This is a genomic window from Microcoleus sp. S1D4, assembly GCF_036700765.1.
Classification (GTDB): domain Bacteria; phylum Cyanobacteriota; class Cyanobacteriia; order Cyanobacteriales; family Microcoleaceae; genus Microcoleus.
In genome coordinates this window covers 98,798-117,880 of the sequence record NZ_JAUBPP010000005.1, presented here as the reverse complement: position 1 = coordinate 117,880, position 19,083 = coordinate 98,798, and the positions used below count along the sequence as shown (strand labels likewise).

The 19,083-nt window shown below is 44.0% G+C and carries 19 protein-coding genes; 11 read left to right on the top strand and 8 right to left on the bottom strand.

Annotated features, from left to right (window positions below):
* Positions 1-18 precede the first annotated feature (18 nt).
* The gene (locus QT998_RS07520) at positions 19-1,041 is read left to right on the top strand and encodes a hypothetical protein (protein ID WP_333092265.1); all 1,023 of its coding nucleotides are present in this window, start codon (positions 19-21) and stop codon (positions 1,039-1,041) included.
* A gap of 233 nt (positions 1,042-1,274) precedes the next feature.
* On the opposite strand, the gene QT998_RS07515 is transcribed toward QT998_RS07520, so the two are convergent.
* Entirely contained in the window at positions 1,275-1,598 is a 324-nt protein-coding gene (locus QT998_RS07515) for a TMEM14 family protein (RefSeq protein ID WP_333092263.1), read from the bottom strand.
* A 126-nt stretch (positions 1,599-1,724) separates the two neighbouring features.
* On the opposite strand from QT998_RS07515, the gene QT998_RS07510 reads away from it, so the two are divergent.
* From QT998_RS07510 to QT998_RS07495, 4 genes are all read left to right on the top strand, one after another.
* Positions 1,725-3,029, top strand: a complete 1,305-nt coding sequence (locus QT998_RS07510; protein WP_333092262.1) for an ATP-binding protein — start codon at positions 1,725-1,727, stop codon at positions 3,027-3,029.
* A 237-nt stretch (positions 3,030-3,266) separates the two neighbouring features.
* Complete coding sequence (locus QT998_RS07505; protein ID WP_333092302.1) at positions 3,267-3,713, top strand: tellurite resistance TerB family protein; 447 nt, start codon at positions 3,267-3,269, stop codon at positions 3,711-3,713.
* Positions 3,714-3,898: 185 nt separating this feature from the next.
* Complete coding sequence (locus QT998_RS07500) at positions 3,899-4,312, top strand: acyl-CoA thioesterase (protein ID WP_333092260.1); 414 nt, start codon at positions 3,899-3,901, stop codon at positions 4,310-4,312.
* A gap of 334 nt (positions 4,313-4,646) precedes the next feature.
* Positions 4,647-5,618, top strand: a complete 972-nt coding sequence (locus QT998_RS07495; RefSeq protein WP_333092259.1) for a putative 2-dehydropantoate 2-reductase — start codon at positions 4,647-4,649, stop codon at positions 5,616-5,618.
* An 83-nt stretch (positions 5,619-5,701) separates the two neighbouring features.
* Here the strand turns inward: QT998_RS07495 and QT998_RS07490 are convergent, their stop codons facing one another.
* From QT998_RS07490 to menA, 5 genes are all read right to left on the bottom strand, one after another.
* A complete protein-coding gene (locus tag QT998_RS07490; RefSeq protein WP_333116106.1) occupies positions 5,702-7,201 on the bottom strand; it encodes a 2-succinylbenzoate--CoA ligase in 1,500 nt (499 codons plus the stop codon).
* Positions 7,180-8,202, bottom strand: coding sequence for an o-succinylbenzoate synthase (locus QT998_RS07485; protein ID WP_333116104.1), 1,023 nt, complete (start codon positions 8,200-8,202; stop codon positions 7,180-7,182). Before QT998_RS07485 ends, QT998_RS07490 begins: the two co-directional genes overlap by 22 nt.
* Positions 8,203-8,351: 149 nt before the next feature.
* Positions 8,352-9,152 carry a 2-succinyl-6-hydroxy-2,4-cyclohexadiene-1-carboxylate synthase gene (gene menH / locus QT998_RS07480; protein WP_333092256.1) on the bottom strand — a complete coding sequence of 267 codons (801 nt, stop codon included), beginning with the start codon at positions 9,150-9,152 and terminating at the stop codon, positions 8,352-8,354.
* A gap of 190 nt (positions 9,153-9,342) precedes the next feature.
* The gene (locus QT998_RS07475) at positions 9,343-9,609 is read right to left on the bottom strand and encodes a hypothetical protein (RefSeq protein WP_333092254.1); all 267 of its coding nucleotides are present in this window, start codon (positions 9,607-9,609) and stop codon (positions 9,343-9,345) included.
* A 151-nt stretch (positions 9,610-9,760) separates the two neighbouring features.
* Positions 9,761-10,657 (bottom strand): 2-carboxy-1,4-naphthoquinone phytyltransferase, encoded by an 897-nt coding sequence (gene menA, locus QT998_RS07470; protein ID WP_333092253.1) that lies wholly within the window; start codon positions 10,655-10,657, stop codon positions 9,761-9,763.
* A gap of 59 nt (positions 10,658-10,716) precedes the next feature.
* Between menA and QT998_RS07465 the strand changes: the two genes are divergently transcribed.
* From QT998_RS07465 to QT998_RS07450, 4 genes are all read left to right on the top strand, one after another.
* Positions 10,717-11,007, top strand: coding sequence for a hypothetical protein (locus QT998_RS07465; protein WP_333116101.1), 291 nt, complete (start codon positions 10,717-10,719; stop codon positions 11,005-11,007).
* Between the two features lie 247 nt (positions 11,008-11,254).
* Positions 11,255-12,688: an isochorismate synthase gene (locus QT998_RS07460; protein ID WP_333116098.1), complete on the top strand. Its 1,434-nt coding sequence runs from the start codon at positions 11,255-11,257 to the stop codon at positions 12,686-12,688.
* Between the two features lie 135 nt (positions 12,689-12,823).
* Complete coding sequence (gene menD, locus QT998_RS07455) at positions 12,824-14,704, top strand: 2-succinyl-5-enolpyruvyl-6-hydroxy-3-cyclohexene-1-carboxylic-acid synthase (RefSeq protein ID WP_333116096.1); 1,881 nt, start codon at positions 12,824-12,826, stop codon at positions 14,702-14,704.
* The gene (locus QT998_RS07450; protein ID WP_333116094.1) at positions 14,704-14,838 is read left to right on the top strand and encodes a hypothetical protein; all 135 of its coding nucleotides are present in this window, start codon (positions 14,704-14,706) and stop codon (positions 14,836-14,838) included. Before menD ends, QT998_RS07450 begins: the two co-directional genes overlap by 1 nt.
* On the opposite strand, the gene grxC is transcribed toward QT998_RS07450, so the two are convergent.
* A complete protein-coding gene (gene grxC / locus QT998_RS07445; RefSeq protein ID WP_333092249.1) occupies positions 14,818-15,132 on the bottom strand; it encodes a glutaredoxin 3 in 315 nt (104 codons plus the stop codon). The genes QT998_RS07450 and grxC overlap by 21 nt on opposite strands.
* A 260-nt stretch (positions 15,133-15,392) precedes the next feature.
* On the opposite strand from grxC, the gene QT998_RS07440 reads away from it, so the two are divergent.
* Positions 15,393-15,608: a hypothetical protein gene (locus QT998_RS07440; RefSeq protein WP_194012571.1), complete on the top strand. Its 216-nt coding sequence runs from the start codon at positions 15,393-15,395 to the stop codon at positions 15,606-15,608.
* Positions 15,609-15,863: 255 nt separating this feature from the next.
* On the opposite strand, the gene QT998_RS07435 is transcribed toward QT998_RS07440, so the two are convergent.
* Entirely contained in the window at positions 15,864-16,730 is an 867-nt protein-coding gene (locus QT998_RS07435; protein ID WP_333116090.1) for a WYL domain-containing protein, read from the bottom strand.
* Positions 16,731-16,827: 97 nt separating this feature from the next.
* Here QT998_RS07435 and cas3 point away from each other — a divergent pair, with 97 nt between their 5' ends.
* Complete coding sequence (gene cas3, locus QT998_RS07430; RefSeq protein ID WP_333116088.1) at positions 16,828-19,008, top strand: type I-D CRISPR-associated helicase Cas3'; 2,181 nt, start codon at positions 16,828-16,830, stop codon at positions 19,006-19,008.
* Positions 19,009-19,083 lie beyond the last annotated feature (75 nt).

Sequence of the window (19,083 nt, the reverse complement as noted above, 5' to 3'; positions counted from 1 at the left end):
AATGAGGAAAAAAAGGAAATGAATGAATATCTCAAGGTATTTCAGGCTATTACTCAGTTTAGCGATCGATTGTTAGCCGACGAATATAAGTCCGTGGAAATTAAACAGTCAGCTACCCACCTCAACTTAGATGTGGAACACTGCGTTGACGAAATGAAGCAGTCTGCCCTCAGACTCAAGAAGTTACTTGAATTATGTTTCAAAGATATATCTCAGGCGGAAGATGTCTGGAATAGCAAGCCCAGAATTGCTGAAGCATCTCCTGTTGAGGTATGGGAGCAAATTGGCGAACTAAGCGGATGCGATGTAAGAATTCGCAGTTTAGGAAAACAGGGCAAATATGATGCTGTTGTTAAAGCTCGCAAAGCGTGGAGCGACAAAACTACCAAGTTAAAAAATCAGTGGTTTTTGTGGGACAAAAATTATCAAGTGTTTCAAAGAGATACTATCGGTTTTTTTGAACAAGATAATTTGCACAAAGAGTTGCGGAGTGAAGTCAATTACCAGGCGGAACGAGTGGTTTTGATTGTCGAAAATGAACTTAATTTAATTTTTAAAGAATTACAGTCGATTGATATCGAAAAGATTGAATTTTGTATAGAATGCTTCGACCTCCACAGTCAATTGAGATTTAGAGAGCGACTGCAATCAATAGGTGGCGAGATTGTGTCGAAGTTTACAGAACCTCTAAAATATTTACCGGAGTCTTATGCGAAAACTTTTAAAGAAACGCTGAAAGAGCCTGTAGAAACTCTGGTTCATAAAAGTAAATTGGGAATCAGTTTGATCGATTTTGAAGAGTCTTGTAAGGTAATTGAATCGCTCGTAGATGATTTGATATTAGAAATTTTTGAGGAGCGTGTGAAACTGGCAATTCACACAGTTGAAAAAACGATAATGTTCTACAATAATTTTTTAGAAAAGCAGGCTCGGTACCAGCAAGAAACAGCCCAAGAGCGAGTGGCGGAAAAAGATTGGATGGAATACCAGCGGCAGCAACTCAAGAAAATTGAGCAGTATATTGAAGCAGTTATTGGTTAGTGGTTAGTGGTTAGTGGTTATTGGTTAGTAGTTATTGGTTATTGGTTAGTAGTTATTGGTTATTGGTTAGTAGTTATTGGTTATTGGTTATTGGTTATTGGTTATTGGTTAGTAGTTATTGGTTAGTAGTTATTGGTTATGGGTTATTAGAACGAACAACTAATAATTAACAAATAACCACTAACAACAGTCAACAGTCAACAGTCAACAGTCAACAGTCAACAGTCAACAAATTATTGATATTGACCGCCGATTTCGTAAACGATCGCGCCCAAAGATGCCAAACTAGCTAAAATCAGCATTCCAGCGGGCATAAACTTGCGAGTTTTGACCAGGCGTACAATAAAGACTACTGCTAAAACAGCGGAGATTGCTGCTGCTAATGTTAAACCCCAAGTTTGTCCCATGAGTTGGGCGCTGCCGGCAAAAATTAGCAGCGAACCGCTAATCAGACCCGAAATGAGGGAGGCTTGGCTTTTGGCCTTGATGTAACCTATGATGCCGCCAATCAGTGTCAAAACGCCGTAGCCGATCGCCGCTGTTGTACCTAAATTCATTTTTAATCCTCACAATTTTACTCTTTGCATCTAAGTTTATACAGCGAGACCTGCTATTTCGGTCACAAATTGTTAGAAAATTTATTAAATCCAGTCAAGATATCTAACTGTTATACAATTGCCCTTATGTCAGCCCTAACCTCTGGTGCGATCGCCCAAATCCGTTACCTCCAACGCCAAGCAGCATCCCTGCTGCTGTATCAATCAGTCCTCACAAGCCCCACAGCTCAAGCCTTTCTCGACTTGCTGCAAGCTCTCCACCACAGCGAAATCAGCGCTTTAGACTGTCAGGTGGCTTACGGCAACTGGTTCAAAGTTCAGGCCGCTCAAAATCTGAGTTGGAAAGATGCTCTGATTTGGGAAATTCTCAAAGACGAAAATCCCTTTTCACGCAAGGCTCAACAAACAGATTTTGCGAGTTTGCCGCCCGCTTTGGTAGAGGCCGCCCGACACGATTTACAAGTGCTGCAAAATATTTACGAATGCAGCAGCGAACAGTTGAGCAAGTGGGTGCGGGTAGCGGGTCAACTTGACGTAGTGCCTCCGATTTGGCATTCCGAAACTGTAGCAGAACCGGGCGATAAACCCCTGTACGGACAACTGGAAAAATGGTCTGCTGCTGCGGAATCTTTGGCAGAATATTACCGAAAGTTTGGTACTGGTTTATTTGCCGAATATCGCGCTTTTAGCTGGCGTTCTGGGCAGTTGGCGGGTATTTCGCATCCCGATCGCATAAATTTGAAAGAGTTGGTTTGCTGCGATTGGCAGCGCGATGCTCTGGTGAAAAATACGGAGTTTTTGCTGGCGGGTTATCCGGCTTTGCACGTCTTGCTCTACGGGAGTCGCGGTTCTGGTAAGTCTTCTTTGGTGAAGTCGCTGCTAAATGAATTTGGATCTCGCAATTTGCGGTTGATTGAAGTATCTAAATCGGATTTGCAAGATTTGCCGCTAATTGTTGAAAAGTTGCGGGGAGTTCCTCAAAAGTTTATTATTTTTGTCGATGACCTTTCTTTTGAGGAAGATGATGATGCTTTTAAATCCTTGAAAGTGGTTTTGGAAGGAAATGTCACCGCCCGCTCTCAAAATGTGGTAGTTTATGCCACATCTAACCGCAGGCATTTAATTCGAGAGTTTTTTGATGACAGGCCTCGCCCCCGCGACGGAGATGAAGTTCACGCTTGGGATACGGTGCAGGAAAAACTCTCATTTAGCGATCGCTTTGGCTTGACTTTAACTTTTGAACCGGCGGATCAAAACACTTATTTAAGCATTGTCCGACATCTGGCAAAACTTGCTGGAATCAAGCTCGCTGCTGAAGATTTGGAGCACCGCGCTAAGGAATGGGCAACTCGTCGCAACGGGCGATCGGGCAGGAGTGCGCGGCAGTTTGTTGATTTCCTGAAAGCAGATTTAGCGCTGTTTGACAAGTAGATCGTCTGTACTCGAAGGGCGGGTTGTTGCTGAGATATACGAGGCAATTCAGGCTCTGAATCAACCCGCCCGACGAGCGCCGCCTGGTGAAATTAAAAATCTTAATTTTTTCATAATTTTCTTGATAATAAATAACTGACAAAATTTGATATGATTGGCTAAACTTCCGCAAAAAGCTCCAGAGTCCGAACCCGTCGGGACTCCATGAATCCACCACTAAATAATGAGGAAAATCTCATGGGTTTATTTGACAAAATATCGCAGACTCGCCAACAAACGGACGTAACGTTAGGGCCTGCCGAAGCATTTGCGGCGATCGCCCTAATTGCTGTAGCAGCCGACGGTTACATCAATGACAGCGAAAGTAAAGCGATTAGCATGACGCTATCTCGGATGCAACTGTTCCGCAGCTATCCCGATGACGTGATGAGAAAAATGCTGGAACGGCTGCTGATGATCCTGCAACGACAAGGAGTCGAGGTACTGTTTAATGCGGCTTTGGTAACACTTCCCGACGAACTTAAAGAAACAGTTTTTGCTGTAACAACTGACATCGCTTTAGCAGATGGCGAAGTGTCGGAAGAAGAAGAACAACTGTTAAACGCTCTTTACAGTTCCTTGGGGCTTTCCGAAGAAATTGCACTCAAGATTATAGACGTGATGTTGATTAAGAACAAAGGTTAAGAAAGAAGGAAAAGATCAAAAACTTAGGAGTTTTGACTTAAACAATCCGGGATGCATCCTGACTTGAAAAACCCGGTTTCTTCGTGTATTTTTCGTAGAAACCGGGTTTCGACCAGCCCTGGTTAAGTTTTGTTCAAAAAAGACAAGATTTTTTCATCAAAACTCACAACTCAAAACAGCTTGAAATGCCTTTCACTTACAACCGCACTGTTCGCTTCCAAGATACCGATGCTGCTGGAGTCGTTTACTTTGCCAACGTTTTGGCGATGTGCCACGAAGCTTACGAGGAATCTCTAGCAGCATCGGGCATCAATCTCAAAGCGTTTTTTAGCAATCGGGAAGCAGCTTTGCCCGTAATTCATGCTACTGTAGATTTTTATCGTCCTATGTTTGCGGGCGATCGGCTGATAATTCAACTAACGCCCAAACAAATAGCTGGCGATGAATTTGAAATTGCCTATCAAGTATTTTCTGGGGAAGTTGCAGGAAAAAGCGCGGCTAAAGCTCTTACTAAGCACGTCTGCATCGATGCAGTAACGCGAACTAGAAAACAGCTATATGAAGACTTAATCCAGTGGTTGAGGCAATTTGAGAGTTAAGATTTTACTTGAGTTCAATATTTTATATAATAGCAGGAAATGACAGTCAAATTTCTGTTTAGTTTAAAAGTTCTTCTAACTTGTTTATATTAAGTATAGCCTTTTTCAGAAAGATGAGGTACTATGCGGCATAGGGCATAGGCCAAACCGGGCATAGGGCATACCTCACCACGCTTGATAACCGCTATAGTTCCACTTAATTAAACGTGAAATACAGACGAATCAAAAACGAGAAGCTCTAAGCATTCTTCCTGATGACTGATGACTAGCCTTCGGCTTCGCGAGCGGCTAAAATGACTAATGACTAATGACCAATGACTAATGACTTCTTCTTATGACAAATCGCAATTATGCCATCATCGGTACGGGAGCTTTAGGCGGATTCTACGGTGCTAAACTGCAAAAAGCAGGTTTAGAAGTGAATTTTTTGCTGCGTAGCGATTACCAGACAGTCAAAAAACAGGGTTTGATAATCGAGTCTCCCGAAGGCGACTTCACCCTCCCGCAAGTCCGCGCCTACCACGACGCGCGCAAAATGCCTCAGTGCGACGTAGTAATTGTAGCGCTGAAAACAACTCAAAATCACTTGTTGTCTAAAATATTGCCTCTTTTATTAAAGGATGACGGCGTTGTTTTAGTATTACAAAACGGACTAAATGCGGAACCACAAATTGCTAAAATTGTCGGTGCAGAAAGAGTGATTGGCGGGCTGTGTTTCCTGTGTTCTTATAAAATTGGGCCCGGTCATGTCTCCCACCTAGATTACGGTACTATTACCTTGGGCGAATATGCCCAAGACTACAAAGCCATCGGTATTACTGACAGATTGCACCAAATTGCTGAGGATTTTCAACGGGCTGAGATTCCCATAGAAATGAGCGAAGATTTACTATTGTCAAGGTGGAAAAAGCTGGTTTGGAATATTCCTTATAACGGGCTTTCTGTGATTTTAAATGCGAGAACTGACGAACTAATGGCTAATCCCGATACTTTAATTTTGGTTGAGAAAATTATGGCGGAAGTGATAGCGGCGGCTAAAAGTTGCGATCGTATTATTCCCGATAATTTTATCCCAAATATGCTGGAATATACTCACAAAATGAAGCCTTACCGCACCAGCATGAAAATCGATTACGATGAATCGCGGCCGCTGGAAGTAGAGGCGATTTTTGGCAATCCGATACGGGTAGCCGAAAAAACAGGTGTTAAGTTGCCACAAATAGAGGTACTTTACCGAATGTTGAAGTTTGTGGATGTTCAAAGGCAGGAAGCTGAGAGGAAGAGAAGGCTGTTAGATTTGTCGTAATTAGTCAGTTGACTGTTGACTGTTGTCAGGAGTCAGAAATAAGCATGGAAAATTCTGCCTTCTGCATTGATTGCGCCTAATAATTATTGATATTTGAGCCCAATTTCTTGCAATTGTTCTCGATTGATTTTGCCTTGAGAATTGCGCGGCAATTGTTCGACGATTACCCAATATTTCGGTCGCTTAAACTTGCTCAACTTATCTTCTATTGCCACTTGCAGATTTTTGACAGTAACTTCGGAATTAGCGGGAACATAAATCGCTGTCACGACTTGACCCCAATCTTTGTCTGGCAAGCCAATTACAGCAACATCGGCAACTAAATTAGTATTCTTAATTGCGGCTTCGACTTGGGCCGGAAATACGTTTTCTCCGCCGCTGATAATCTTGTCGCTGCTGCGTCCGACAATATTTAAACAGTTATTGCGATCGATAAATCCTAAATCGTCTAATTGAAAATATGGCAAATCGCCAAATTTTTCAGGATAATAACCCAAGGCTAAGGATTTAGCATTAACTGCAATATTTCCAATTTGATTGGAACACAAAATCTCACCTTGGGGAGTGCGAATAGTTATTTTGGCGTGGGGTAAAACTTGACCGGAACTGTTATTGCCCGCGAGAAAATCTTCGGGTTTGAGTGTAGCAATTTGTGAAGCGGTTTCTGTCATGCCGTAACAGGGTGCTAGTTTGATTTGATGGTTTCTAGCTGTTGCTAAAAGTTCCGGCCAAGCGGGAGCACCGCCCAAAAGTACGGCACGAAACCGAGACAACCAATTAGCTGTATCTGGGTTTTGCAGCAGCCGTTGCAGTTGAGTTGGAACTAAGGAAATGAAAAATTCTTCGGGTTCAATATCGGCTTTTTTGCCGGATTCTAGTGCTTTGAACGGCTGGATTACCAGTTGGCCGCCTGTGGTGAACGATCGCACAAATTGCATGAAACCGCTGACGTGGTATAATGGCAAAACGCAGAACGAGTTAATTTTGTCAAGTTGAAAATATTCTTGAAAACCTTGGACTGATGCGGTTAGTGTTTCCCAAGTGTGGATGGCAAAACGAATTTTTCCCGATGAACCGCCGGTGGGAATCATGATGTTATCAAAACCGTTTTTAGTCGGTGAATTGAATCCGGGCGAATGGAATTCGGGTGAATGGAATTCGGGTGAATGGAATTCGGGTGAATTGAATCCCGGCGAATGGAATTCGCGGCTATACAAACGAAGTCCGCCTTCGCGGACTGTAAGAGAGGGAAATATTTTTTTTAACTCAGCATTTTGTCCTAAAATTAGGTCGGGTTCGACTAAATCAAAGACTTGTTCCCATTCTTGTTTTACCCAGTTGGGATTGCAGAGAAAAATTGGGCATTTGGCGGCGCGGGCGCTGATGAAACTGGCAAGAAATTGCAGGGGTTCTGATTCTGCGATGCAAATTTTTGGGGGTATTTTTGGGGCGGGATTTTTGGTGATTTGTTGAAATTGCCGATCGACTATTCGGGCAAATTCGCCGCTGTCACAACCGACAAGCCAATTATTTGGCAATTCAAAGGGTAGATTCAGGATATTTACTGTGAATTTTTTTGCCATAGATGCTTTAACCAAGTGTCTTGATTGTCGTCGAACCAGCTATCGGTACCGAAGCCTAGGGCTCTATTATTTATAGACAATTCTGTTGCTAAATTTAAGGCGGCTTGTCTCCCCATTTTGGTTTCAAATACTGATGAGAAAACTGCGTCTATATTGTGAGTTTGACAAAAGTTTCGCAGTTGGGATGGAAAACCGCAAATCGCAGGTTTAATGACGAAAATTCCCCGCCAACCTTGGCTGTAGCATTCTTGGATGCGATCGAGGTTGGCTGCGGATTCGTCTAGGGCGAGATCCGTGGCATAAATAGCATTCAATTCTACCATTTCCTGAAACTGGGCGATCGGCAGCGGCTGTTCCAAAAATTCAATATCTGCCGCCAAGTCGGGAGTTGCTTTTACTTTGTCGCAAGCTTCCAGCCATTTTTGGGCCTCGGAATAGGTGAGTCCCCCATTAGCATCTAAGCGTAAAAGTGCTGTTTGGCGATCGGCCAAATCGTGCATTGATGCAATTAGCTGCTGAAAAATCTTTAATTCTTGTTCAATTGCAGCAACACCAATTTTCCATTTAAACGTGCGATGTCCCTCCAACCAAAGCATCGGTAAAACCTGCAAAGCTGTGTCACCAGCAGGCAATAAACCGCTGTACCGACTTAAATCTTCGCTTTTCTCCCCCCCTTGGCAAGGGGGGGTTGGGGGGGGTGGATTTTGCTCGTTTGATAGTGCTGACTCAAAGCCAAATTGACAAGCTGGTAATTCAGCAGAAATCGCAAAAATCATCTCTGATGAAATATTAGCAGGTAACTGGTGACAAAAATCTAAAGCTTGCTCAACACTTTCCGAACCAAACCAACTTAAAGGGGCAATTTCTCCCCAACCAATGCGATTTTTTTCATCAATAAGTCGCAGAATAATTCCTTCTCGAATATCCCAAATGCCGTGACTTGTTCGCAGCGGGCGCTTAAATTTTCGCTGATAGGTGCGAAACTCGAATTTATATAGCATTTACTTTTAGTTAATCATAAAATCGTCTCGATTTATCAATTGTAGGGTGTGCATTGCGCACCAGAGAATCACAAAATGTGCAGGTTGTTACATACATCTAAAGAATGTGCGCAGTGCGCACCCTACGAGAAGAATGTGCGCAACTTTTATTAATCATAAAATTGTCTCACAACTTCCACAAACTTATCAATGTTTTCAAAATGGATATTGTGACCAGCGTTTGGTATAATGTTGAGACTAGCGGCCGGACAAAAGCTGGCAATTTCTGCATTGATAGCTTGAAATTTTTCATCATATTCTCCCGCTAGCAAGAGGATGGGGATTTGATTTTGTGTTAGTTTTTCCCAAAGAGATGGTTGGTTGCCGATTCCCAGGTTGCGGAGGGATTTGGCTACTTCTAAGGGATTGTTTGCTAAGCGGCTTTCGATGAGTTGGTCGAATTTGGGAAATTTTTTTAAGGATTTGAATAAAGGGCGATCGTACCAGTTTAAAATAAAATCTTTAATGTTGCTATTTTCCAGTTTTTGTGCTAGTTGTAAATCGGATTGCAGTCTGTGCGATCGCTCTTTTTCACTCTTCAATCCCGGAGAAGCTGACTCTAACACGACTTTCTCGAATCTTTCAGGAAAATGTAATGTCATGTACAGCGCCAATCGCCCGCCCATTGAATAGCCCAACAACAAACATTTGTCTATTTGTAAATCATCTAATAAGTCTATCAAAGCTTGGGCTGTATTTGACATATTGTAGCAACTTTCGTCGCCGCTGACTCTGGTTTTTCCGTGACCGGGAAGGTCTACGGCCAGACAGCAATAATTTTGAGATAGCAAGGAAATGACGCTGCTAAAATCTTGATTGTTGCCCGTAAATCCGTGCAATAATAAAATTGTTAACTGATTTTTATTGCCAGTTAAGGAATAGTAAAATTGATAGTTTTTAAATCTTTCCATATACAATTTTTACTATAATTACCGGATTTACTGACATCTAATTTCCGCAGTGCCAACAGAGATGACTGCCTGAAAACGAGTGAGAAACTCCATACCAAGAAGACCGTCTATGCGGATATTTGGCGGTATATCGTGGGCAACTACGTCAAGATTTTCTATTACTTGACCCACGCAATTAAACCAAGATACGTTAATTACAGGAACATAGATTATTCCTTATTACTGCTATGTTATCAGGTATCGAGCCAGTATACTCTATTGCGACAGATTTTCCATTCCTTAATGAAAGCTTGCTGTAAATTTCATCGCGTTCTGTTGCATGGGCTAAAACTTCCCCTCGAATCACGTTTAATTCTTCATCTAATTCAGGATTGACAATGAGCACCCACTCATCAGGATATAGGCGAAAAATTTCTTCTAAGCTCAATATTTTGCTAATTTCTGTTTGCGTACTCATGATTTAATTCTCTTTTTTTACGATGTAATGTGAGGTAAGGATTGCTAAACTAAAGAAGATTTTGAGAAGTCGCCCAACTTTACCAACTCCGCCAACTCCCTCAACTTAGCAAACCATACCTCCATTTTACCGGAATTCTCGATCGCCCGAACTACAACACAAACCCCAGCGCCAGCAGCAATCCGCTCGAAAAATGCAGCGCGACTGCAATAAACTTACAGTTGCTGACCTTTGCCGGTTGGTCGTGATACTCTGCGACATGGCCAGAAAGGTCGATCGCAAAAAACAAACTCCCAAAAATCAACAGCGTCCAAATTGGAAACATTTGCAACGCCACAAACAGCACAGTCAAAGCATAAATGCTGCCGCACGACCACTGCAACAACAGCGCACCTTTTTTCGTACCCAACCGGACAATCGGTGATTTTTTCCCCGCCGCCAAATCGTCATCAACTTGATGAAAATGCGAACAAAATAAGATGATACTCGTAGTAATTCCCACGATTATCGAAGCAGCAAAATTAGTCGCAGACCAAGTTTGAGTTTGACTGTAATAAGCAGCAGCTAAAGCTAGAGGCCCGAAGGTAAAAAAGCAAATTATTTCGCCTAAACCCTGATAGCCCAAACGAAACGGAGGCCCTTGATAGGTATAGCCGAGGGCGCAAGACAAAACAATTAGCAAAATTACTGTTGGGTCTTTTTGCCACCAGGAAATAGCGCAGATTCCCGACACTCCAACGGCTAAAAATAAATTGGCAATCCAGAAAACTAAAGCTTTATTTCCGGTTAAGTTAACTACGGAATGCGCTTTATTTTTATCGATGCCTGTTTCCGAGTCAAATACATCATTACTGAGATTCAGCCATGCTATAATTAAAATGGCTGACATTAAAAATGTCGAAAAGATTGACGAATTAATCGTTTTAGTTTCGGCAAAAGCTATTGCAGTTCCTACTGAAATAGGAATCACCGCAACACTGTACATAGGCGGCTTGATTGCGGCCAGCCACAATTTACTATTTGGACGTTCAATTATCTTTGTTGTCATTACACAAACTTGATGCAATTGATAGCAGCTTGGTAATTTTACAATTTTATTGGTGAAGAATGTCTGCTCCCCATCCGCTTGAGTGCGCCTCCGGCATCCGTCGATCGCCTTTGTGGGTTCTGGCGCGCCCGAGAATGCCCGCCAGTCAACCTCTGCGGGGTCGATCGCAGGCGAAGCCCAGACTTAGCCGCTCAATCTTAAGTTTTATGTCTAAATGTTTCGGTCGATCGCGCTTTGGCGCAGACCTAGAACAGGATCGTCTGTTTTTTGCCCGCAGCCTGTCCCAACTGTCGGGAAACTCGAAAGGTCATGTTTTGCGATCGACCCAGACCGTGGTTAGATCGAAATAGGGTTTCTAGCGCCCTACGCTTGGGCTCAGAAGACCGGGCGCTTGAAACCGCGTCTATACAAACAAAACCCCAGCTCAGAGGGGTTGAAGAGTGGGCGGTTAAAATTACGCTATCTTCTTCAGTTCGCGGAGGCGGACTTCGTTTGATTTGACAAGAAGCGGTTTCAACCGCCGACTTATCAATCGCGCATTGGGTTCTAGCGGGACAAAACCGCACTCTTTCTGACAAATCTGCTATTCTCGATTTCATGACAGTAATACCGCACCGCCCTAATATTTTGCAAGACCGCAATCAACTGCATAAGTTTCTGTTAGATTGTCAGCAGTCTTTAACAGAAAAAGATCGAACAAAAATAGTTAGTATTTCTCAGGAGATTTCCCCCGTCGATCCGCTAGCGGTACTGCAAGAAATTGCCGCACCCGACGGCAGACATTTTTATTTTGAAAAAAGAGACCCTCTTGGAGACAATAGTTTTGCCATCGCCGCCCTAGATTCCACCATCCATTTCACAGCAGCGGGAAGCGATCGATTTACCCTCACTCAAAATTTTATTCAATCTTGTCTTGCTCGAACAATTACCATCGGTACAGAATGCTTGCCCTTCAGCGGGCCTCACTTTTTTTGTAGCTTTGCTTTTTTCGATGAAAATTTCGCCACCAATTCTTACTTTCCACCGGCCACCATATTTTTACCAAAATGGCAAATTACTAGCCTAAAAGATAGCTGTACGCTAGTCGCGAATACCCTCATCAGCCGAGATATAAATATTAAAGATATTGCCGAAAATATTTGGTTAGAAATTAACAAAATTGCCTCTTTAAAATATATTAAAAAAACTAGCAATAGCAACATTCCAATATCTTTCAAACAAATCCCTGTAAATGATGCGGCTCAATTCAAAACATCTGTAAAATCTGCCTTAGAATCGATCGATTCTAAATATTTCAGTAAACTTGTGTTGTCTCAAGCCATAAATGTCATTTCTCTAACACCTTTTAATTTAATAGATTCCTTAAACAACTTGCGCCTTTCCTATCCAGGTTGCTACGTATTTTCCACCAGTAACGGCAAAGGTCAGCAATTTATCGGTGCCAGTCCCGAACGGTTAATCAGCATTTACAACAATCAGTTAGTAACATATGCCTTAGCAGGTTCTGCGCCAAGGGGAAAAACAGAGACGGAAGATGTGGATTTAGGCAAAGGTTTACTGAACAGCGAAAAAGATATTAGAGAACATCAAGTTGTGATTGATTTTATAGTCGATCGCTTTTTGACTCTAGGTATAAATCCAGACTTTTCCCCGCTGCCTAAACTGCTGAAACTGTCAAATATTCAGCATTTGTGGACACCAATTACTGCTCGAATTCCCGTAGATATTCACTTGTTAAAAATTTTAGCACAACTGCATCCAACACCAGCGGTGGCCGGCTTACCGAGGGATATTGCCCTACAGCAAATTCGCGCTTGCGAAAGCTACGATCGCTCTTTGTATGCAGCAGCGCTGGGCTGGATCGATCGCAGCGGCAACGGTGAATTTGCCGTGGGCATCCGATCGGCATTAATCGACGGATCTCGCGCTATACTCTATGCTGGCGCTGGTATTGTAGCAGGTTCGGAACCCGAAAAAGAACTAGCAGAAATTCAACTGAAATTACAAGCACTTTTAAACGCTTTAGTTTAGGAATATAGCCTTTCTGTGCTCTGGTATGAGGTACTATCCGGCATAGGGCATAGGGCATAGGGCATAGGGCATACCTCACCGCGCTTGAGAAAGGCTATATCTCATAAAAATACCATCGATCGCCAAAACAACAAAATGCTTGACTTTCGGAACACAAACACCCTCTGGGCTTCCATAATAGCCGAGACTTTGCAGCGACTGAAACTAACAACAGCCGTAATTTGTCCTGGTTCGCGATCGGCACCGCTAACAATAGCCTTCGCCCAAAATAATCAAATAGAAACTATCCCCATACTCGACGAGCGATCGGCAAGTTTTTTTGCATTAGGAATAGCCAAAAAATCCGGTGTACCAACCGCACTAATTTGTACCTCGGGAACCGCTGCAGCCAACTTTTTCCCTGCGATAATAGAAGCAAGAGAAAGCCGAATTCCGCTGCTAATTTTCACAGCAGACAGACCTCCCGAACTCCGCGACTGTCACGCCGGACAAGCCATAGATCAAGTTAAAATTTACGGCAATTATCCCAATTGGCAAGCCGAATTAGCAATCCCTTCAGCAGAATTAGGGATGCTAGGCTATCTGCGACAGACAGTAATGTATGCGATCGAGCGATCGCAATTTCCAACTCCCGGCCCCGTCCACCTCAACATCCCCCTGCGCGATCCGCTGGTACCCGTTCCAGATCCGGCGGTACAATCCTTAGAAACACAATTTAATCCCGAAGAATTCTTTGCCGGAGTAGGATTAATTGTTGCAGGAGAAACCTCTAATCCCCCCAGCCAGTCGTTGTTAAGGGGAGAAGAAGGAGGTATATTCAGAAAATGGCAGGAATCCGAGAAAGGGATAATTATTGCAGGGGTAGCCCAGCCTCAAGATGCAGAAAAGTATTGTAGTGCGATCGGCCGAATTTCCCAACTATTAAACTGGCCAGTTTTAGCAGAAGGATTATCGCCCTTAAGAAACCGCGCCCAACTCAACCCCCATCTAATTTCCACCTACGATACAATCCTGCGAAACCGCGAACTAGCAGAAAAATTAAGACCAGAAATCGCCATTCAAATCGGAGACTTACCCACAAGCAAAGAACTGCGAAACTGGCTAGACAAAACCCAACCCAAACGCTACATAATCGACCCAGCCCACCACAACTTCGATCCCCTACACGGCCAAACAATTCACCTGCGAACCTCCGTAGAAAACCTAGCAACTAATCTCGCAACTAAATTAACTCCAGTCCCCCCCCTTACCAAGGGGGGGTTAGGGGGGGATCGAACAGGCAAAAACTCCCCTCCATACTCTCCAGTCCCCCCCCTTACCAAGGGGGGGTTAGGGGGGGTTCAAACCTCGCCATCCCACGAATATCTCCAACATTGGCACAACACCGAAACCAAAACCAGACAAGCAATTGACCAGAAAATGGCAGCAATTAACAACATAATCGAACCCAAAGTTTCCTGGCTGCTTTCCCAAATTTTGCCCCCAGCAACACCAATATTTATTGCTAACAGTATGCCGGTGCGAGATGTCGAATTTTTCTGGAAGCCGAACAACTTAGAAATAAAACCATTTGTCAATCGCGGCGCTAACGGCATCGACGGCACACTGTCAACAGCTTTGGGAGTAGCCCACCGCAATCAAAGCAGTATATTGCTAACAGGCGATTTAGCACTTTTGCACGATACAAACGGTTTTTTGATTCAAAATAAATTTGTCGGTCATCTGACAATTGTTTTAATTAATAACAACGGTGGCGGAATTTTTGAAATGTTGCCAGTTGCCAAATTTGACCCGCCCTTTGAAGAGTTTTTTGCCACGCCGCAGGATATCAATTTTGCTCAGTTGTGTGCAACTTACGGCGTGGAACACGAGATAATCGACGATTGGGAGCAGTTAAAACAAAAATTAAATTTTCTGCCAAATAACGGGATTCGGGTCTTAGAATTGCTCACAAACAGGCGTACAGATGCTAAATGGCGGCAAGTTAATCTAAGTAAATTTGCCAAAGGTTTGTAATGAGGACTGGAGTTAATCAGCGGGCGGGCATCTTGCCCGCCCTACAAGCAGAAAATTTACTCTTTGTGGAACAGGCATCTTACCTGTTCTTGGAAATGCTGCAATATCTGAGTTTAGACTGCTGGTTGAGCTAGCAGCGGATCTAATTCTCCATCTCTATCAAGTTTGTGAATGTCATCGCAGCCGCCGAGGTGTTGGTTGTTAACAAAGATTTGGGGCACGCTGCGCTTTCCGTTAGCGCGTAGGGCCATTGCATTTCTGGCTGCTTCGTCGCCGTCTATTTTGTATTCGGTGTAATTTACGCCTTTCCACCACAGCAAGGTTTTTGCCCGGATGCAGTAGGGACAGGTTTGCCAAGTGTAAATTTCTACATTGGCTTTGATACGATCGGGCGATCGGCCCAAAATGGGATTGAGAAAATCAAGCATTTTCGGTACTGGGGTAAAAATTAAACTGATTGACAGATTAAATCATTTTAGCGAAACGCCATCGCTCCCGCGTCCTACCAAAGGTTAGCCTGCTATGGAATTGCCCGCAGCATCTTTGGCGCTGTGATTCGCGTCACACATTGACTAAACTCGGATCACTTACGTACACCCCAAATAATCACCTTCGGAACCTAATTAATATCACTGATCTTTTGAGGAAACCAGAGCATGATTAATATATCGAATTCAACCGCACTGCCATGAACTGCTTACAACTCCTCCCCGGCGCTATCTCTGAAATCATCGCTTCTGTCAGCGACACGGGCGTTTTAACTTTAGCCGATCGCTACGGTTTGATGGCCGCTACTTTGGACGAGTCCCTCAATGACGAAGATAGAGGCTGTGTCAACCGCCTGCTGCGGGCAGTGCTCAGAGGCAGGGTAAGAATGGTGAATGAACTTTCAGCAGCAATGTAAGGTGAGTCAGCGGTAGATAAAGATGGCGAAATTGGTTGGCAGCCGATCGCCCGCCGGAGTCCCTGAGACTTGATATAACGGCGACTTGAATTCGATTTAAAGTTTTCTCCTCTAACAAAACAACGGTTTTTTCGATGTGCAGCCTATAACGGGCTGCTTTTTTTTGGATTGGTGGGCGGGTTGTCAGAAACCGGGTTTTTCCGAAAAAACCCGGTTTCTTAAGTCCCTGTGCGTTTTTCGGTACTTCCTAGTCCTCTAATCGCCGATTTTGATGTCGTACTGGCGGCAGAGGGCGACCAGTTTTTGTTGGAAGCGATGGCGCACACTGTCGGGAGAGACAATGACGCAATCTTCCCAATAAGGAGAGATTTCGCGAAAAAACCAGAAAGTATTTGAGATATTCCGAATCACTCGCCTGATAGGCGGATCGCCTTCTGCTTCGCCGACTTCCTCATCTTCCTGCTTGCGTCTGTAATTAAAGGCTAGTCTGCCGGATAGATGAAATTCTACGGGAATCCTGGCTAAATCTGGCAGCCAAGGTCGATCGACCGAAATCACCGCAGCATCTTCAATGCGATCGAGCAGCAGCGTCCAGTTGTGTTTGAGTCCGGGTACGTCTTGATTTCCCTCAGATTCTTCGCAGCGACACATTAAATATTGTCGCTTTTCAATGGGGACAATCCGAGCGTGCAAGATCGTGTAATGCCAAAGGCGATCGCTTGCATCCCGGTAAGACAGGCGAAAAGGTTGCTGTCTGTGAATAAAATGGTCGATTTTTTGTCGCCAAACAGGTAAGGGGTTGCTCAAAAATCGATCGATTTCAGCCCGGAAAGGGAGAGTGAGTTCGCTGCGAGAACTCAACAATTCGGCAATTGCCAGCGCTTCATCAATTTTGCCCAAGTCAAGCAATTGCTGTCGGGCGATGTCTAGGGCTTTGATGCGGGTTTGCGGCCAGTCGTGGTTCGGGGCGATCGTCAGTTGGCGGCGGGCGATCGCTTCTATCAGTTTCGATATGTTCGGGCGATCGCCCCACGTCTTCCCGAATTCTTGGGCCAAGGCTTCCAACTCAGTTTTATCTCGTTCAGAAACCGATAGGGTGATCGATTGACCTTTGCGACTCATAAATGTACGGACACTTTATCTTGGTACAGGGTTGATTATCTCTATTGTCGGTGTCAATATGGGGAATATCCACTTTCTACGGACACAGTTTCAGCATATGTCCGACTACCAAATTACCCTCAAATCCGTTTATTCCTGTCCCGCTGCGGAGATTTCCCAGGGAGTCAAATTACCGGAAGGCTGGGCGCTTTCTTGGCATCAACTCGAAACTTTAAAGGCAATTCGCGATCCGAATATTGATGTCATTATCAATACGGCGATGACTGGTGATGGCAAAAGTTTAGCGGCTTTTTTAGAAACATTGCAGACATTTTGTTGTGCAGTGGCGCTATATCCGACGAATGAACTGGCGCGAGATCAGGAGACTCAAATTCAGCGCTATATCGAACAATTCCAACCCGATCATCAACCCCGCGTTGTCCGACTCAGCGGCTCGGAATTAGAAATCTATGCAGAAAATGAAAAACTGAGAAAAGCAGCCGCGATCGCATCTCGCACAGGTCAATCAGAGATTTTATTAACTAACCCTGATATCTTGCACTATCTGCACCGAGGAGCGTATTTAAGCTCTGAAGATAGCCCCGATAAACTGTGGGGTCGAATTGACAAAGATTTTGAGCTGTTTATTTTTGATGAATTTCATGTTTTTGCGGCTCCCCAGATTGCCGGCGTCATCAATACTATGTTGTTAATTCGCAATACAAATCGCCGCAAAAAGTTTGTATTTCTGTCAGCAACTCCTGACGACCAATTAATTGGCAGACTAGAAATAGCAGGTTTTCGCTGTCAAACTATCGACTCTTTAAAAGCAGGCAAATATCAGTTTCCCGATCGCCCTGCTGAAATCGAACAGTTGAAAGCAGACTCCTGGCGGCAGATATTGAGGGAAAGTAGGCTGACTTTTATTTCCCTAGAACCAACTTCAAAAGCTTCTGAAACTTGGCTGAAGGACAGCGCAAATCTCATCCTGACTCACTTTAAACACAATCCGGGAAGTAAAGGAGCTATTATCCTGAATTCGATTGCTGCCGTCAAGCGGCTGACACCATTTTTTCGGGAATTGTTCCAGCCTTACGGTTTAGTTGTTGGCGAAAACACCGGGTTGTCGGGAAAGACGGAAAAAGAGCGATCGCTCTCCTCAGACTTAGTTCTCGGTACTAGCACAATTGATGTCGGGGTAGACTTCAAAATCAATTTGCTGATTTTTGAATCCGCCGATGCGGGCAACTTCATCCAAAGATTGGGAAGGTTGGGGCGACACGATGGCTGCGATCGCAATGGAGAATTTATTCAATTTCAAAATTTCACAGCCATAGCACTCATCCCTAATTTCTTAGCTGAACGCTTGTTTGTCGGTGATACTGCCACTTTAGAGTCTAGCGGAATTTACGATCGTCCTTTTTTCTATCAACAAATTCGCGAAAACTACCGCCAAATCAACAATTTTGAGGGATATTATTCGCGGTGGGGTGCGGTGCAGTCTGTTCAAATTTGTTGGGAATTAGGGCACAGGACAATTAAACAGCAGTACGCATCAAGTCAGAAAGCTTTTCAGGAAGCTGCTCAAAAAGTATTTAAAACTAGCTTGGGGAAAGTGGCAGGTAATATTAAACAGTGGGGCAAAGAGTGGCAAGAGCGATCGGGAAATAAGACAGGAAATCCGATCGTTGAAGATGCTAGCAGTTTTCGAGGTTCTAGTCCCCTACAATGCGGCATCTGCGATTTAACCGATTCCCACGAGGCAGACAAATTCAAAACTTACGATTTACCAGGAATTTTGAGCAACTTAGAAATCGAACCGATGACGGAATCTGCATTTATGCGAATGTTGAACGAGACATCGGAACGCCTTGGGCAACCAATTGCCAAAGGTCGATTTAAACACTGTCTGGCTTTTTTGAAATTGCGTACTTATCGGGAGGAAAGACTGAATTGGAAATTTACTTATTCGGGAAAATTAGAGGAAAATGCTGCTGCTTGGAAAGTTCAGGTTTTAACGGGGATTGAGGTTGTGCAACCTGAGAATTATTGGATCGGGGAAATCAACAAGCGTTTGAAGAAGCAAGCATTGGTTTGTTATGTGCTGCGCTATCCGGTGGCTGAAGTACGATCGCGCCTGCGACTGCCGATGCACTTTCAGATTTATCCGATTTGCGATCGGTACAGTTTCCACGATGCGACTGCACCTTATTCGATCGCTTTTGGGCAGTCGGCCCTGTTGGTAGATACGCTGGCCCACTGGCTCAAGAGCAAGGGGGACGAAATATGGATTGCGTAGAAGATAAAGCCCTGATAGGGGTTTTGGTTGAGCAAATGAAGAAGCTTACGGCATTAAGCACAGACCTATTCTTTT

Excerpts from the sequence above, each read along its gene's own strand:
- QT998_RS07520 (WP_333092265.1), top strand. The coding sequence starts at position 19 with ATGAATGAATATCTCAAGGTATTTCAGGCTATTACTCAGTTTAGCGAT.
- QT998_RS07515 (WP_333092263.1), bottom strand. The coding sequence starts at position 1,598 with ATGAATTTAGGTACAACAGCGGCGATCGGCTACGGCGTTTTGACACTG.
- QT998_RS07510 (WP_333092262.1), top strand. The coding sequence starts at position 1,725 with ATGTCAGCCCTAACCTCTGGTGCGATCGCCCAAATCCGTTACCTCCAA.
- QT998_RS07505 (WP_333092302.1), top strand. The coding sequence starts at position 3,267 with ATGGGTTTATTTGACAAAATATCGCAGACTCGCCAACAAACGGACGTA.
- QT998_RS07500 (WP_333092260.1), top strand. The coding sequence starts at position 3,899 with ATGCCTTTCACTTACAACCGCACTGTTCGCTTCCAAGATACCGATGCT.
- QT998_RS07495 (WP_333092259.1), top strand. The coding sequence starts at position 4,647 with ATGACAAATCGCAATTATGCCATCATCGGTACGGGAGCTTTAGGCGGA.
- QT998_RS07490 (WP_333116106.1), bottom strand. The coding sequence starts at position 7,201 with ATGGCAAAAAAATTCACAGTAAATATCCTGAATCTACCCTTTGAATTG.
- QT998_RS07485 (WP_333116104.1), bottom strand. The coding sequence starts at position 8,202 with ATGCTATATAAATTCGAGTTTCGCACCTATCAGCGAAAATTTAAGCGC.
- menH (WP_333092256.1), bottom strand. The coding sequence starts at position 9,152 with ATGGAAAGATTTAAAAACTATCAATTTTACTATTCCTTAACTGGCAAT.
- QT998_RS07475 (WP_333092254.1), bottom strand. The coding sequence starts at position 9,609 with ATGAGTACGCAAACAGAAATTAGCAAAATATTGAGCTTAGAAGAAATT.
- menA (WP_333092253.1), bottom strand. The coding sequence starts at position 10,657 with ATGACAACAAAGATAATTGAACGTCCAAATAGTAAATTGTGGCTGGCC.
- QT998_RS07465 (WP_333116101.1), top strand. The coding sequence starts at position 10,717 with ATGTCTGCTCCCCATCCGCTTGAGTGCGCCTCCGGCATCCGTCGATCG.
- QT998_RS07460 (WP_333116098.1), top strand. The coding sequence starts at position 11,255 with ATGACAGTAATACCGCACCGCCCTAATATTTTGCAAGACCGCAATCAA.
- menD (WP_333116096.1), top strand. The coding sequence starts at position 12,824 with ATGCTTGACTTTCGGAACACAAACACCCTCTGGGCTTCCATAATAGCC.
- QT998_RS07450 (WP_333116094.1), top strand. The coding sequence starts at position 14,704 with ATGAGGACTGGAGTTAATCAGCGGGCGGGCATCTTGCCCGCCCTACAA.
- grxC (WP_333092249.1), bottom strand. The coding sequence starts at position 15,132 with ATGCTTGATTTTCTCAATCCCATTTTGGGCCGATCGCCCGATCGTATC.
- QT998_RS07440 (WP_194012571.1), top strand. The coding sequence starts at position 15,393 with ATGAACTGCTTACAACTCCTCCCCGGCGCTATCTCTGAAATCATCGCT.
- QT998_RS07435 (WP_333116090.1), bottom strand. The coding sequence starts at position 16,730 with ATGAGTCGCAAAGGTCAATCGATCACCCTATCGGTTTCTGAACGAGAT.
- cas3 (WP_333116088.1), top strand. The coding sequence starts at position 16,828 with ATGTCCGACTACCAAATTACCCTCAAATCCGTTTATTCCTGTCCCGCT.